This is a genomic window from Paenibacillus oryziterrae (genome assembly GCF_042610485.1).
In the GTDB taxonomy this organism is placed as follows: Bacteria; Bacillota; Bacilli; order Paenibacillales; family Paenibacillaceae; genus Paenibacillus_AQ.
On the sequence record NZ_JBGJZO010000005.1, the window covers coordinates 114,185 to 129,698 of the forward strand.

General features: G+C 46.1%; 16 protein-coding genes. 14 read left to right on the forward strand and 2 right to left on the reverse strand.

The window, feature by feature from the left end; genetic code table 11:
* Window positions 1-80 precede the first annotated feature (80 nt).
* Complete coding sequence (locus tag ACAN55_RS08190; RefSeq protein ID WP_379130642.1) at window positions 81-1,061, reverse strand: LacI family DNA-binding transcriptional regulator; 981 nt, start codon at window positions 1,059-1,061, stop codon at window positions 81-83.
* A 423-nt stretch (window positions 1,062-1,484) separates the two neighbouring features.
* Here ACAN55_RS08190 and ACAN55_RS08195 point away from each other — a divergent pair, with 423 nt between their 5' ends.
* From ACAN55_RS08195 to ACAN55_RS08250, 12 genes are all read left to right on the forward strand, one after another.
* Complete coding sequence (locus ACAN55_RS08195) at window positions 1,485-1,679, forward strand: hypothetical protein (protein ID WP_379130645.1); 195 nt, start codon at window positions 1,485-1,487, stop codon at window positions 1,677-1,679.
* 264 nt (window positions 1,680-1,943) lie between these two features.
* Entirely contained in the window at window positions 1,944-2,168 is a 225-nt protein-coding gene (locus ACAN55_RS08200; protein ID WP_019908812.1) for a helix-turn-helix domain-containing protein, read from the forward strand.
* Between the two features lie 182 nt (window positions 2,169-2,350).
* Window positions 2,351-3,112: a SagB/ThcOx family dehydrogenase gene (locus ACAN55_RS08205; protein WP_379130651.1), complete on the forward strand. Its 762-nt coding sequence runs from the start codon at window positions 2,351-2,353 to the stop codon at window positions 3,110-3,112.
* Window positions 3,113-3,289: 177 nt separating this feature from the next.
* On the forward strand, window positions 3,290-3,772 hold the full coding sequence (locus tag ACAN55_RS08210; protein ID WP_379130653.1) for a DUF2975 domain-containing protein: 483 nt from the start codon (window positions 3,290-3,292) through the stop codon (window positions 3,770-3,772).
* A gap of 10 nt (window positions 3,773-3,782) precedes the next feature.
* On the forward strand, window positions 3,783-4,010 hold the full coding sequence (locus tag ACAN55_RS08215) for a helix-turn-helix domain-containing protein (RefSeq protein ID WP_379130655.1): 228 nt from the start codon (window positions 3,783-3,785) through the stop codon (window positions 4,008-4,010).
* A gap of 140 nt (window positions 4,011-4,150) precedes the next feature.
* Window positions 4,151-5,572 (forward strand): spore germination protein, encoded by a 1,422-nt coding sequence (locus tag ACAN55_RS08220; RefSeq protein WP_379130658.1) that lies wholly within the window; start codon window positions 4,151-4,153, stop codon window positions 5,570-5,572.
* 2 nt (window positions 5,573-5,574) lie between these two features.
* Window positions 5,575-6,666, forward strand: coding sequence for a GerAB/ArcD/ProY family transporter (locus ACAN55_RS08225; protein WP_379130661.1), 1,092 nt, complete (start codon window positions 5,575-5,577; stop codon window positions 6,664-6,666).
* Complete coding sequence (locus ACAN55_RS08230; protein WP_379130664.1) at window positions 6,659-7,756, forward strand: Ger(x)C family spore germination protein; 1,098 nt, start codon at window positions 6,659-6,661, stop codon at window positions 7,754-7,756. Before ACAN55_RS08225 ends, ACAN55_RS08230 begins: the two co-directional genes overlap by 8 nt.
* Window positions 7,757-7,878: 122 nt before the next feature.
* Window positions 7,879-8,376 carry a signal peptidase I gene (gene lepB, locus ACAN55_RS08235; protein ID WP_379130666.1) on the forward strand — a complete coding sequence of 166 codons (498 nt, stop codon included), beginning with the start codon at window positions 7,879-7,881 and terminating at the stop codon, window positions 8,374-8,376.
* Between the two features lie 113 nt (window positions 8,377-8,489).
* Window positions 8,490-9,473 (forward strand): ABC transporter substrate-binding protein, encoded by a 984-nt coding sequence (locus ACAN55_RS08240; protein ID WP_379130668.1) that lies wholly within the window; start codon window positions 8,490-8,492, stop codon window positions 9,471-9,473.
* Entirely contained in the window at window positions 9,454-10,230 is a 777-nt protein-coding gene (locus ACAN55_RS08245) for an ABC transporter ATP-binding protein (protein ID WP_379130671.1), read from the forward strand. Before ACAN55_RS08240 ends, ACAN55_RS08245 begins: the two co-directional genes overlap by 20 nt.
* Window positions 10,231-10,280: 50 nt before the next feature.
* Window positions 10,281-10,976 carry an ABC transporter permease gene (locus ACAN55_RS08250; protein ID WP_379130674.1) on the forward strand — a complete coding sequence of 232 codons (696 nt, stop codon included), beginning with the start codon at window positions 10,281-10,283 and terminating at the stop codon, window positions 10,974-10,976.
* Here the strand turns inward: ACAN55_RS08250 and ACAN55_RS08255 are convergent.
* The gene (locus ACAN55_RS08255) at window positions 10,957-11,925 is read right to left on the reverse strand and encodes a serine hydrolase domain-containing protein (RefSeq protein WP_379130676.1); all 969 of its coding nucleotides are present in this window, start codon (window positions 11,923-11,925) and stop codon (window positions 10,957-10,959) included. The two genes, ACAN55_RS08250 and ACAN55_RS08255, sit on opposite strands and share 20 nt — an antisense overlap.
* A gap of 188 nt (window positions 11,926-12,113) precedes the next feature.
* On the opposite strand from ACAN55_RS08255, the gene ACAN55_RS08260 reads away from it, so the two are divergent.
* Both ACAN55_RS08260 and ACAN55_RS08265 read left to right on the forward strand, forming a co-directional pair.
* Entirely contained in the window at window positions 12,114-14,483 is a 2,370-nt protein-coding gene (locus tag ACAN55_RS08260; RefSeq protein WP_379130680.1) for a YcdB/YcdC domain-containing protein, read from the forward strand.
* A 185-nt stretch (window positions 14,484-14,668) separates the two neighbouring features.
* Complete coding sequence (locus ACAN55_RS08265) at window positions 14,669-15,511, forward strand: methyl-accepting chemotaxis protein (RefSeq protein WP_379130682.1); 843 nt, start codon at window positions 14,669-14,671, stop codon at window positions 15,509-15,511.
* The last annotated feature ends 3 nt before the right edge of the window (window positions 15,512-15,514 follow it).

The window sequence follows — 15,514 nt, forward strand, 5'->3', positions numbered from 1 at the left end:
TAAATAGCCTCTCCCGGATGGGAGAGGCCTGTTGTCGTCACTTTTTCTGCTAAAGACAAGGACATGCTTTTCTTTGATCCTCAAACAGTTGAGCGCTCAATAATACGGTGCTCCAGCTTTCGATAGACCGGTTTACTGTCCTCGGTACCGGTAATCTGCCCATAAATAATCTGAAATGCAGAAGCTCCCATCTGAAAAAGCTGGTTATCAATCGTGGTTAACCCCAGCAGTCTTCCGATAGGCTGATTATCAAACCCGATAACTGCCATATCCTCTGGAATTGAAATCTGATGTTTGCCTGCTTCCAGAATGAACCCGGCAGCCACATGATCTCCGGCGATAATCATGGCTGCAGGGCGATCCTTCATCCCCAAAAGGCGATGCAGTGCAGCGGCTCCATCCTCCTCCGTCATGCAGTCAAACAGCATCCATTCTTCCTGAAAGGGAAGGCCTGTTCTGGAGATGAAGTCATGAAAGGCTTCTTGTCTGATGGTGCTGCTGCTTCCATGCCTTCTCCCCTCACAGTAGCCGATACTGCGGTAGCCTTTGTCCATTAAATACTGCAGTCCATGGGTAAAAGCGGTGTAATGCTCAATATATACGGAAGAATAACGCCGGACTCCGCTGTCCTGGCAGGTCACTATAGGTCCGTAAGACGTGTATTCTTCAATGATTTCAGGCTGTAAAGCAGTGGATACAATAATTACACCATCGATTTCCTTATTACGCAGCATTTCAAGGACCTTGATTTCTTCATCCGGCTTGTAATCCGTCTGACACAAAATCAGCCTGTACTGAACGGCGAGCGCCTCACGCGCCAATCCTTCCATGATCACCGAGAAATAGAACAGATTAATATAAGGGATGACTACGGCGATTACCCGGGTACGGCCGGTAATGAGGTGAACGGCATTCATATTACGGGAGTAGTCAAGTTCTTGGATCGTCCGCAGAACAGCTGCCCGTTTATCCTTACTCACGTAGGGATGGTTATTCAGCACACGGGATACGGTTGTAACTGAAACGCCGGCAATCCGGGCAATTTCTTTAATATTGGCCATCGCTCTTGCAGCCTCCCTCGGGAACGAATACGATTACGATTTATTTTACCATAATGACCCGGATTGCTCCTGAAAAAGCTTGCTGTGAAATCCATTTCATATTTTATACTGTCACTGCAGCAGCTTTACCGGACGAAACCGGCGTGACCGCAAGGGCGTGACGGACCGGTAAAGATTTGGAATTTCTATGCCTCGGATGGGCAGTGGAACTCCTATCTCTGTCTATGGAATCATACGTCTGACAAATGTCCTCTGTAAGAGGACATTGTTCTTTGTGGCAGACACAAAACCTTTTATGTAAAGGTTTTTTCTCTTATTTTTGTCTTTTTATCGTGGACACCCCTTTCATTTTCAAATCTGACATGATATAATGAAAGCGTAACCAAAACAGTTGGGCACCCAAATTATCACCGCCCAAGGAGGATGGAGAATATGCTAGCAGGACTTAAAGAACTTAAAAATTGGGTAAGCGGATTATGGCAGCCATGGATGACTTCGGGAGATGAAGACTATCACAGAATCGAGTTCTCCGTAGAACGTCACCTGCATACACCGCAGCTTCCAAGCGCGCTTACTTATGAGGAAGAGGCACGGATCAAGACTGTAATCTACCATTAATTGCTGGTTCAATTATAAATATAATCTAATGTGCTTTTTTCACATAAGACCGCTGGCAGCCTGAAAGAATTCAGGCTGGAGCGGTCTTTGATTTTGCCGGCGTGACTTACCGGAGAGTAGTATGAATCCGCTTTAATAGATATCCGCTACTGCCCATTTTAGGGCTTTAACCGCACCATTACTCCGCTCCATACATAGAATGGTTTGACTGTATCCCTTTACCTTGTTATACCAAACAAACCCGAGCAAGGAGGGGTGACACCATTGAAAGGGAACGAACACCACAGCAAATTTCTGTTGACACATCGTGAACGTGAAGTCTTTGAACTTCTTGTTCAAGACAAAACGACCCGCGATATCGCCGGACTTCTGTTCATCAGCGAAAAGACGGTCCGCAACCACATCTCCAACGTCATGCAAAAACTAAACGTAAAAGGCCGTTCACAAGCGGTTGTCGAGCTGATTAAGCTTGGGGAGCTGAAAATATAGCTGCCGTGCTTCGGAAGTGACGCGTTGCAGCCTTCTTTTGCCCTTACGGGGCGGGGGAAGGTTTTTTGTTGTTCATTGCCTTTGCCTAAAGGGGGTAGGGGAGGAACAGGTGAGTTAGATCACAATCTATTTTTTATGACATGATAAATTATAGCTATTAAGGGAATCCAGGAGGATCTGTAATGACGAGATACGAACAACAAAGGCACTTTCTGAAATCTAATTTTCATGAGTTTAAACATATAAAAACAGATAAGATCAAAGGACTTGCACAGCCGCCGATTGTTAAGCCTTTCGATTCGGAGTCATTGATTATTGATCTGCCCAAGGTCAGCAAAGACATTATAAGTAAAGAAAACATTTTTGATTGTATCGATCAAAGAAGAAGTACAAGATTTTATTCATCGGAAACTTTAAGTCTGGATGAATTATCCTATCTATTATGGGCGACCCAAGGGATTACAAATATGAATAAGATCGGGCTTACGCTGCGGACGGTACCCTGCAGTGGGGCAACACACACCTTTGAAACTTATTTAATGATTATGCGGGTAGATGGTATTTCCCCCGGAATCTACAGATACCTTCCTGTGGAACATAAACTCTTATTTATGTTTGAATTGGATGAGCTTGAACAGAAGGTTGACGCTATTACTCTAGATCAGCCCTTTGTCCCTAACTTTGCCAAAAGAGCTTCTGTACTGTTTGCCTGGAGCACAACACCCTACCGGTCCGAATGGAAGTATGATATTTCAGCTCACAAAAAAATCCTCATCGATGTGGGTCATGTATGCCAGAACCTTTATCTAGCCAGTGAATCTATCGGTGCAGGTGCCTGCGCCATTGGAATCTATGATCAAAAGTTAATTGATGAGATTCTGGAATTAGACGGCGATGATGAATTTGTTATTTATCTTGGTGCAGTCGGGAAGAAACGGGAATAAAAAATATAGCTGTGCTTCAGAATTGACACGTTGCAGCCTTCTTTTGCCCTTATGGGCGGAGGAAGGTTTTTTATTTAACAACAATAATATATCTAATACTAATATTTTTTTATTGTAAAACAATAAATATTGTGTTAGAGTCAAATTAAATTAAATGATAAGTGAGGGGCTTTTTTTATGGAACGAGGGACAACACTCTTTTTAAGGGCAGCTGTTATTCTTATTGGAATCCCAATTCTTGCATTATGCATTTTTGTGGTACCTGAGATCGCGAGTTACACAGCAGAATTATATCCGGAATATAGTTATATCCAATATCTTATTTTTATTGATTTGTATGCGGCGGCATTACCTTTTTACTTTGCTCTGTATCAGGCGTTTAAGTTACTGAGCTATATTGACAAGAACAAAGCATTCTCTGATTTATCTGTAGGGGCGCTAAAGATTATTAAATACTGTGCAGTCACAATCAGCGGCTTGTTTGTAGCAGGTCTGCCGCTCTTCTATCTCTTCGCGGAAAGAGATGATGCTCCAGGCGTTATCGTCATCGGAATGGTCATTATTTTTGCCTCCATGGTGATCGCCGTGTTTGCTGCCGTTCTCCAAAAGCTTTTAAAAGAGGCTATCGATCTAAAATCTGAAAATGATCTGACAGTCTGAGGTGATAACAATGGCGATTATTATTAATATTGACGTGATGCTGGCGAAACGGAAAATGAGTGTAACCGAGCTTTCGGAGCGGGTTGGAATCACAATGGCTAACCTTTCTATCCTGAAGAATGGTAAGGCTAAAGCGGTTCGACTATCAACTTTAGAGGCAATTTGTAAGGCTTTAGAATGTCAGCCTGGAGATATCCTAGAATACAAAAGTGATGAGGACACCACTGTTATCGGTTAATGGTCCTCTGAAATAACGCGTTGCAGCCTTCTTTTGCCCATACGGGGCGGGGAAGGCTTTTTGGTGTTGGAAAGGTTAAATATTCAAGAAATATATGGGTATACTACGCTCATCCAACTCTAAAAGTGAGGTGAAGTGTTATGGATCAGAGCCAGCAGGACAGTCTTTCATTGACGCATATTCTGAATGAATTTAATGACTGCACAGATATCATGCATAGGACATTTCCGGAGATACATATCGATATCATTTATTTTCCCAGTATGGTAGACAACTTTCTGTTTTCTTCGAACATTTTAAAGCCTCTGACTCATACCTCGCTTCATGAGGTTGAAGAGTTATTGAGACAATCCCAATTTGTCGAAGTAAGTGAGCCAAAGACAGCAGTTATCGGTATTCTGGATGGCTGCGCTGCCGTATTTTACCGGGATAAAGTCTATTTAATTGATGTTTTTGGACCGGAGGTCCGTGATGTTCAGCAATCGGAGACCGAAACAATTATTGCCGGCCCCCATGATGCATTTGTAGAATCAGCCAGTACGAATATTTCCTTGATCCGCAACAGAATAAAGAGCTCCCATCTGAAAGTCATCAAATGCTCGGTCGGAGAGATCAGTAAAAGCAGCGTGTATATCCTCTATATCAAGGATATTGCTAATCTGGAATTCGTTAAGAATCTGAAGAACCGGATTCAAAGAATTGAGGTTGATGCCATTAATGACGGTGGAACACTGACCCAATATATAGAGGATAGTCCCAACTCAATATTTCCACAATTTCTCACAACAGAGCGCCCGGATGTCGCCGTCTCCAAACTTGTAGCTGGGCGGATCATTGTGATGATCGACAACAGTCCTACGGTGATCAGCGGGCCGGCTGCTTTTTTTGAATTTTTCTCCTCGCCGGATGATTATTATCAGCGCTGGGCTCTCGGAACTGCGCTCCGGTTATTAAGAATGCTGGCTTTACTCATAACGATTGCCTTCACTGGCATGTATGTATCCATCACTACCTTTCATTATGAGATGATTCCTGAAGCGCTGCTGCGGACGTTGGCGGAATCCCGTAACAGGGTGCCTTTTCCTCCGGTATATGAAGCGCTCTTGATGGAAATTACGATCGAGCTGCTCCGGGAAGCAGGGGCACGGCTGCCGACCAAGATCGGGCAGACGATCGGGATCGTAGGCGGTATTGTTATCGGACAAGCAGCAGTTCAGGCCGGTCTGACCAGTAATATATTGATTATCTCCGTTGCCTCTTCAGCGATCGCCTCCTTTGTCATTCCGAGCTACATGATGAGCGCATCCATACGCCTAATCCGATTCGGACTGATCATTCTCGCCGGAATCTGGGGGAATATGGGGCTTGCCATGGGGATGTCCCTGATTGTCATCCACCTATCCGGTCTGACCAGCCTGGGCACCTCTTATGTTATTCCGGTGGCCCCAATGAAACCGGGGGATTGGAAGGATGTATTTATCCGGGCGCCGTTCAGGATGCTGACGAAGCGGCCATCCCAAGTTAAGACACCTAATCCGATCAGGCAAATCAAGAGAAAGTAGGGATGAGATCCATGAATGAGAAGCTAAGCCCCTTTCAAATTGCCGTACTGGTGTATATGATCCAAGCGGGAATTGTTATGTTCACGCTGCCGCATCAATTAGCTGATTATTTTGGCACGAATGGGTGGCTCGTTCTGTTTCCGGGCCTGCTCGTGACCTCATTTAATATCTATTTGATCACTCTTGTCTATCGGCTCGGAGAGGGACGTTCAGTCTTTGAAATTCTTGAACATTCTCTGCCCAAGATTGTACTGTATCCGGTTTACCTGTTTTTGGCCTCTGTTTGGATGATATTCGGTTGTATGATCGGTAAGAAATATGTGCTTTTATTTCAGATGATTTCATTTCCGACAACCAATCCCATGGTCTTCAAATTGGCTGTCGATATTCTTCTGTTCCTAATGCTGCTTAAAGGAATCTATGGGATAACCAAAGCAACTACGCTATTCTTTTGGATGTCCGCATGGATGTTTGTACTCTTGCTGTGGTTTGTTCCGTCTTTTAGCTGGGCCCGGCTAACCCCTTTTGTTCTCAAGGGAGGTCATGATTATATTAAAGGTGCCCAGGAGATCTATTCCGCTTATCTCGGGTATGAATTATCGATTCTGCTGTTTCCTTATATAGACCGGACGAAAAAAGCGATGCTGGGCATTTATATAGGTAATGCCTATCTATCTGTGGTCTATATTTGTCTTTCGCTAGTCTGTTTTGGATTCTTCAGTCTGGGCCAGTTGCAAAAACTGTTATTTCCTTTGATCGATCTGCTGGCCTATATCCAGTTCCCTTTTATTGAACGGCTGGAGAATATGCTGTACGGCTTCTTTCTCTTCAAAATCCTGATCACAGTGGTTATGTACTGGTGGGGGGCACAGGAAGCTTTGGCAAGAGTCGTTCCCAAGTTAAAGAACAAGGTGATGATTATTATAATGATAACGATCTCTTACGGAATTTCTTTTATTCCCAAGACTTTGGATCAGGTGAATCTTTGGATTACTAATCTGGGATATGCAACCACTCTGATTGCTTTTTGTTTACCGGTCATCTTGATTGTGTTGCTGCTTATTCAGGGGAAGGGGAGAACTTCCCATGCGTAAGCTAATGGCGGCTGTCCTTTTAATGTTCCTGTTAACCGGCTGTTCGGGCGATCAAAGGATTCTGGAAAAGCTGGGGATGGTTCAGACCTCTAGTTTTGATCTGCTGGACGATCATAAGCTGAAGGTCACCTCTTGTATTCCGGTTATTGATCCTGACTCGAGTGTCAGCAGAGAAATACTTACTGCCAAGACAAACAGTTTGAAGGAAGCGAGAGTAGAATTTTCAAGACAGACGGATCTGAGGGTGGTCAGTGGGCAGATCAGAAATTTCTTATTCGGTCTCGAACTGGCGAAGGAAGGGCTGGAGGATTATATCGATACACTCCTGCGCGATCCATCCATTGCACTGGGAGTCAAAGTGACGGTCGTTAATGGTGATGCCAGTGAATTACTATCCAAGGAGTACAAATCACATGTAGATACAGGAAGATATATCAACCATCTGGTGGAGAAGGAAGGACATGTCCGGAGCATACCGCCGACTTCTTTGTACGAGTTCTCAAGAGATTACCATGATGACGGAATAGACCCGGTCGTGCCTATAATAAAGGACGCGGGTGACAAGGCGGTCATTGACGGGATTGCCTTATTTCGGGATGACCGTTATGTATCAAAGATTTCCGCCAAGGATGGGATTATCTTTGCCCTATTCAGGGGCGATCTGAAGCAAGGAGAGATGGCGTTTCAATTGGAACCAAAGAAAGGCAAGAAGGTCATGATGATGTTCACTTCGATTTTGAGCAAACGCAAGATCAAGGTTCATCATCTCGGTGAGAATCGCTTTAGAGTAGATCTCTTCGCTAATCTCCAGGGATCGATACTTGAATATACCGGACCCAATAATCTTACCAAGGGCCAGGAGCGTCATGAGGTTGAACGAGAAATTTCGGACCATATCAACTCCAAAGCCGCCGAGATGATCAGACAAATGCAGCAGCACAAGATCGACAGCCTGGGGATTGGAATCTATGTGAGGAATAGCTTATCCTACAAAGAATGGACAAATCTCGATTGGAGAAAAGTGTACCCGGAGGTAGAGGTGGTATGCCATACCAAAGTAACAATCAAGGACTATGGTAAATATATGTAAACGGTACTGTCCCTTTAAGGGCGGTACCGTTTCTTCTTATGTGAACTGGAAATGGAGAGGAGGAATGAGCTAGACTAGTCTATAGATGAGCTTTTCCTAACAAAATAGTGAGGTGACTGAACATGTTGAAATTTATGAAGCACTGGCTGTCGAGCATCCTGATCGCTATGTTTATCTTTCTCTTCGTACGGACTTATGTGGCGGAGGCGATGAAGGTTCCAACCGGATCGATGATCCCGACCATCCAGATTAATGATCGCTTAATTGTGGAGAAAATGCTGTGGCTGACCTCGCTGAAGCATGGTGATATTGTTGTGTTTAACCCGCCGGTGGCAGGAGAAGAGAATAAAAGGTACGTTAAGCGTTTGATCGGCCTACCGGGAGATACGGTGGAGATCAAGGAAGGGGAGCTCTACAGGAACGGCGTGAAAGTCGAGGAGCCATATCTTGAAAGTAAAATGGAATACGCATTCGGACCAGTTACAGTGCCGGCAGATCATTATTTTTTCCTTGGAGATAACCGCAATATCAGCTATGATGCTCATTTATGGGACACACCCTTTGTCGCCAAGGATAAGCTAATTGGAAAGGTCATTGCTGAAATCGGCAATCCATTCTAGGAAATTCCCGGAAATCATTTCAATTTAGAAATATACAAAATGTTATCAAAGGTGTAAAATTGCTATACTTGTGATTTATATTACATAGATAGCAGATGGAGGCTGGGAGATTCATGGAGAAGAGAAGATTTGCGAAATTGATAGTACTGCTGGTGGCGGTGCTCACCATTAGTGCAATTGCGGCGGGCTGCGGCAACGCTGAAGATAACGCTGCGGCGAACAATAAGGGAAATGCAGGCGGAGAGCCGACCACGATTTCTTTGGGCCTGCTGCCATCTATAGATGCAATCCCGTTTATCATTGCTCACAATCAGGGCTTCGACAAGGAACATGGTGTGAATCTGGATATTCAGACATTCAAGAGTGCGAAGGATCGTGACGTGGCGTTTCAGGCCGGTAAAGTGGACGGGCTTAGCGCTGATCTGGTAGCCATCTCGATTTATAATGAAGCCGGGCTGGATGTGAAGATTACCAGTACTACCTTCGGGGAGTTTGACCTGTTGACAGGGAATCCTGATGTTAAGGAAGTAAAGGATCTGAAGGGTAAAACAGTTATTTTGTCCAAGAATACCTCGACCGAATATACGGTTTCGACGATTCTGAAGCAGGCGGGTCTGAGCGAGGATGACATCACCGTGACTGAAGTGCCGCAAATCCCGACACGTCTGGAGCTGCTGAAGAACGGCAAAGCCGACGCTGCGGTGCTGCCGGAGCCTTTTGTGACAATGGGTAAGGCCGATGGTCTGCGTGTGCTTAGTTCTACGGTAGCGGCAGGTGTGAATCCGTTCGTGCTGGCATTCCCGCAGAGTGCGATTGATGCCAAGGGCGAAGCGATCCAGGGTATGTACGCCGCGTACGATGATGCGGTAGCGTATATGAAATCTCATGACCAATCGGAATACGTTGATCTTATTATTAAAGAAGTAGGTTATCCGGATACGTTGAAGGATCAGATTAAAGTGCCTGACTATCTTCCAGCCAACCAGGTAGATGTGAAGGAAGTGGAAGCAGCGTTTGCCTGGGCGCGGGAGAAAGGTCTGCTGACCAAAGATATTGCCACGGAAGATGTGATCTCCGATGTCCAGTTCAAGAAGTAATGGACTTCAGATTAATGATTTGAAGGTGGAATACAGCGGGGGTAATCTGGCTCTGAACAGTATCAATCTGTCACTGCCTGAGCATTCGATTTACACCGTGATCGGGCCATCCGGGAGCGGGAAATCTACGCTGATGCGGGCGATTGCCGGTCTGCTGCCTTCTTATCATGGAGAGATCCTGTTTAATGGACACACCGTTCATAGCAAAGAAACCTTGATCGGACTTGTGCCGCAGAACTACGGGCTACTGCCCTGGAAGACGGTGCAAGCCAACATTGGATTGGCGATGAAGATTACCCGTTCCTCAGCACAGGATAAAATGGAACAGGAAACGCAGATTCAAGAGTGGCTGTCCTCGATGGGGATAGCTGATCTGGCAGAGCGTTATCCGCTCTCACTTAGCGGCGGGCAGCAGCAGCGTGTGGCGATTGCCCGTGCATTCGCGATACTGCCGAAGATTCTTTTGCTTGATGAGCCATTCTCTGCGCTGGATGCGATTACCCGCGAAGCGCTGCAGCAGATATTTCTCGATAACTGGCTTATCCACCCGGCGACAACGTTGTTTGTGACCCATGATGTGGAAGAAGCAATTCTCTTGGGCCAGAAGATTATCGTCATGCCGTCGGATAAGCACGAATCACCGGAGATCGTGGATAATCAATCCGTATTTCAAATGAAATACGAAGATAAGCGGATTAGCGCGGAGTTCTTTGAGCAGACGAAGATGATCAGAAAGGTAATGCAGGAGAAATGGTGAGAACACGGCGGATCCGTCATATTTCAAGGCTCTTATTTGTTTTTTTGTGCATGAATGTAGTGTGGTATATCGCATATCTGCTGATGAATCACCCGATTCTGCCTAGTCCCCTCGCGGTTTATCGTGCGATGGCAGGCCTCGGTGCAGCTGAGATTGCCGTCAATGTGGGGTATAGCTTATTCCGGATCTTCGCGGGTGTGCTGCTTGCGCTGATGATCGGACTGTTAATTGGACTGCTGATGGGAAGATCCCAGTTCTGGAACAGGCTGCTCGACCCTGTGGTGTATTTAACCTATCCTGTTCCCAAAATTGCACTGCTGCCGGTAGTCATGCTGTTCTTCGGACTGGGCGAAACCTCGAAGATATTGATGATCATTCTGATTTTGCTCTTTCAGGTCATCATCTCCGTCAGGGATGGAATTAAAGCCATACCCGAGAGTACTTATGATGTGCTTAGCAGCCTACATGCCAGTTCCGCACAGAAATTCTGGCATGTAACACTACCCGGTGCGCTGTCCGTTATTCTAAGTACGATCCGCATTTCTCTGGGAACAGCCATCTCCGTACTATTTTTCACCGAAATATACGGGACAGAGCATGGAATGGGATTTTTTATCATGGATGCGTGGCTGCGGCTGGATTACCCGGAGATGTATGCCGGAATCATGCTGTTCAGTCTGGTCGGTTTTATATTGTTTTTGCTGGTAGATATTCTGGATGCCAGGTTTATGAAGTGGCGGAATTAAGCAGAAGAGGAACAATGTGTTGACGGAACAGGTCAACCTTTGTCCTCTTTTTTTTGGTGCTGTCCGCCGTAATGACAACCACCAGCTCAAAGGATGGGACGACAATAATATATTGTCCGCCAAACCCGAGGGCGTAGTAATAGGGAATTTCTTTATCCGATTTCTCCTCCCCGGTGGCAAAAGACGAGATCCACCAGTGGCGGCCATATTGTGCTTTTTGCGGAGCTTCTGTCTCAATCCGTGGAGCAGTGAACTCCCGAATGGTGTCAGGAGTAAGAAGTCGCCGCCCTTCAAAGGTTCCTTGGCCCAGATAGAGCTGCCCGAATTTGACCATATCCCACGGTTTCAAATACAGTCCAAACCCGCCTGTATGAATTCCTTGGGGATCGGTCTCCCAGTGGTAATCCTCGATGCCGAGATGGCGGAAGAGCTGCTCTTCGGCGAAATCGGCTGCCGTTTGCCCGGTAGTCTGCTGAAGAATGGCGGATAACAGCTGGGAGCAGCCGGAGCTGTAGACCATTTTAGAGCCTGGATCTTCAGCCATTGGTTGTGTCAGCACATACTGCACCCAGTCCGGGGTATGACTCATTGCCGGAAATGAATTGAGACCTCCGAACTCATTCCACGCAAAGCCCGCGGTCATTGTTAGCAAATGGTCAATGGTGAATGTGCGTTTACGGGCATCGCTTTCGTCTTTAAGCATTGGAAAGTATTCATAAATAGGAGTTTCTGGATAAGGAAACAGCTGCTGCTCCATAGCGATGCCAATTAAAGTGGACAGTACGCTTTTAGTGCAGGAATTGATTTTTCCAGGTTCCTCGCGGTACTGAGGCTTTCGGTAATATTCCAGCACAACCTGGTTTTGATGAACAATCAGGCAGCTTCGTGTATCTAGACCAGTCATAACATTAACGAGTGGTTGAACATTCCAGGTACTAATAAAGACCATCCCCTAGCTGCTTGTAAAGTGTGATGTTTGTTCGTAGTGTATCAAATTCCGTCCGCGTTCGCCTTGTGTAGTTTCTGAAAGGCTGTTTTTTGCCTGCTGTTGCAATTTCCTGTCGTTAATTAAATATGGAAAAATAATGAAATGACCTGTATAATTTGAAAGATCATGAGTCAAGGAGATGAGATCTTTTGGGAAGTCATAATCATCATTTTGTTCATCAGAAGGTAAGAACAGCGCTTGTAACAACGGTGGCTCTTGCTCTGCTGTTACCTGCCGGACTAGCAGGGGCTGATTCTGTCAGCAGCTCAGCTGTAAAGGTTACTAATGTATCAGTCAGCGCGAATTCTGCTCCTAGTGCGCCCGCTGCGGCGGATCCGGCTAAGGCTAAGATCACCAAGGAACAGGCTATTGCCAAGCTGAAAGAGCTGTTTCCAGTTCTAAAAGATGCAACCGTAAACAGCGTTCAATTGGGTACAACGAATAGTTATCCTCCGCCGGCGAATCAAATGATCTGGAACATCCAGTGGGAATACCGGACAGGCAACTCAGGATATGGTTTTGGCAGTGAGGTAGATGCAATTACCGGAGATGTAATCAATACATATATATCCATGCCCTCTGGTGATAATATTGCCTATTACCCGCCTAAGTTATCCCAATCCGAGGCCCTTGAAAAGGCGAAGGAATTTGTTGCTAAAGCTGCGCCATCCATAAAAAATGGTGAGCTCCAGCTGGATGACAATAGTAATACATTGTATTCGAGCAATTCGGCTCTATTTGGACCTGTTCAATACAACTTCAATTTCCGTGTCCTTAGAAACGGATTGTTGTCCACATCGGAGAGCATCTCGGTTACGATGGATGGCAATGGACAAGTAACGCAATTCTACAAGCCTTCCAGCAATTTCGCTTACCCGTCGTCTCAACCTAAAATCACCCTCGAGCAAGCCGAGAAGAAGTTTAGTGAGAATTTCAAGGTAGAGCTTGTGTATATACCTGTGTACAAGGATGGAACGTTGTCGAACTGGATTCTAAGCTGGCGTCCTCAGGATTCGTCTGTATATGCCCTCGATGCACAGACCGGCAAAATCATTAGCGGGGAAGGAATGGAATATCCCACCACATCCGTGTCGTATGAGGCTGTTCCGCAGGGCAAGGTGGTCTTTCAGCCAAAAGCATTCGGCAGGGAGCTTACCGCAGATGAAGCAGCCAAACTGGTGCAGTCAACAGCCGTGATCCCTAATGACCGAAAGTTGACTTCCTCCTTCTTGAGTGATGATTACCAGAACAAGGATAAGAAGCTTTGGAGATTAAACTGGACTAAGAATGGCGGATACATGGGAGCAGGATTCCCTGAACAAAGCACTGCTGAGGTTGATTCCGTAACAGGAGAAATCAGACAATTTCAGGTGGAGCAATTCTCTTATCCGGAGAAAACTCCGACATTACCGGTACCTGCCGGAACCAAAAAGCTAACCTCCAAAGAGGCTAAAGTGAAGGCGGTTGAATGGATTAACCGTTTGTACAATAAAGCCAGTGCGAACCTGAAACTTGTAGAACACGGTGGTACTTGGAGTGTGCTTCCGAATGGAAATGGGTACCGGTATGATTTTGTTCAATTTTATAAAGGGGTACCTATAAGTGGTAATAACGTATCTTTGACAATTGATTTGTATGGACGCTTGCAAAGCTACAGTAATTATCAAAATGCAGATACAGGGAAGATTAACCAGGAACCAACCCCTGTTGTTACCCGTCAGGAGGCTCTGGAAAGCTACCTGAAGCAGTATAAGCTGAAGCTCCAATACAGCCAGTTCGGCGGATACATGACCAATAATATCTATGCCGATTCTTCAGTGAAGCTGGTCTATTCACCTAATCCCGTAGAACCTTCGACGAATTATGAAGTGCTCGATGCCGTCACCGGTAAATGGTCGAATGTCTATGCTATTGCAGGACTGCCGGGAGCCCCGGTTGCCGCTACTGACATCACCGGACATAAGGCGGAGAAGGAACTTCGGGAGCTTGTGAAATACAGTGTGATTGTTCCGGATGAGAACGGTAAAGTGAATCCGGATCAAGAAATAACCGTAGGGGAATGGCTGACATTTATAGCTAAGGCCTCGACTCCGTATTACTCCAGCTATTCTAGTTATAACAATTCGGGGCCACTCAAACCTATAGCGGGAGTGCAACCTGAGAATTCATATTACAATGCAGTAAGCTTTAGTGTAGAGCGCCAATGGCTCAGCAAAGACGCTGTAGTCGTACCTGATAACAAGCTTACGAAGGAACAGCTGGCTGTTCTGCTGACCTCTTTTGTGAAATACAGCAAACTCTCAACCTTCCTGGCACAAGACGCAGTGCTTTCACAATTTAACGATACTGCTGCCATCACGAGCAAAGGCGCGGCCGCACTCGTATTGAAGCTGGGACTTCTGCAGGGCGAGAATGGCAACTTCAATCCACAGCAAGCCGTAACCCGCGCGCAAGCAGCCGTTATTATTATGAAGCTGGTAGAGCTTCAAGGTAAGACCGATCAGATGATCGCGCAATAGTCTTACAGAATCCTAAAGTGCTGTCCTTTGGGCCATGAAATGGCTGACGGGACAGCACTTTTTTTAAGTAATGCAGCGGGTCAAGGAACTACCGTAATCATAGGAAGTCAATGGAGAAACGAGTATCGGACGCAGATTCTCTATGTTATAATGGGCACTAAAATTAGTCATGGAGTTGTGGAAGTATGAGTAACGAGAATAAACATGAGATCGGTCAATTGTTGGAATCATTACAAGCAACACTCCCGTTGGTACAAAAACTGTTCCCGCTTGATGTGATGTTCGCGCTGGCGGATACAGAGTCTTTTGTCTATTACCTGCCGGGAGATGAGATGGATATTAAGATCAGTGAAGGGACACCCGTACCACCCAGCGGCGGAATCCGGATGGCACTTGAGACCGGGGAAGCGGTGAGTGCCAATATTCCCAAAGAGATTTACGGAGTGCCCTTTAAATCTTCTTCCCTGCCAGTCCGAGCGCAGGACGGAACGATAAAAGGTGTGTTTACGATGGGCATTAGCCTCAATAATCAGGAGACTTTAAGCCACGCGGCCAATGCGCTGGCGGTTACCTCGGAAGAGATCAATTCGACCTCAGTGGAGATTGCGACTACGGCATCGGATTTGGCGAGCATTATCAGTGATGTTAAGGCTCTGGGGCAAAAGGTTGTCGGAGAACTCCAAAAGACTGACGAAATTCTGGAATTTATCAGAAAAGTAGCGGACAACTCCAATCTGTTGGGTCTGAACGCAGCTATCGAAGCAGCGCATGCCGCTGAGCATGGCCGGGGCTTCGGCATCGTTGCGCAGGAGATCCGGAAAATGGCCGCTTCCAGTGCATCTTCCGCTAAGGAAATCGCCGTTATCCTGGGCACGATCAAGAAGAACATCGGCGCGCTCGACGAAATTCTGATTGACTGCTTGTCGCAAAGCGAACGCCAGGCTGCTGCTACGGAGGAGATATCCGCTTCCATGCAGCAATTAGCGGCATCTGCAGTGGAAATTGAGAACATCGCGCGGCTCATCTGAGGA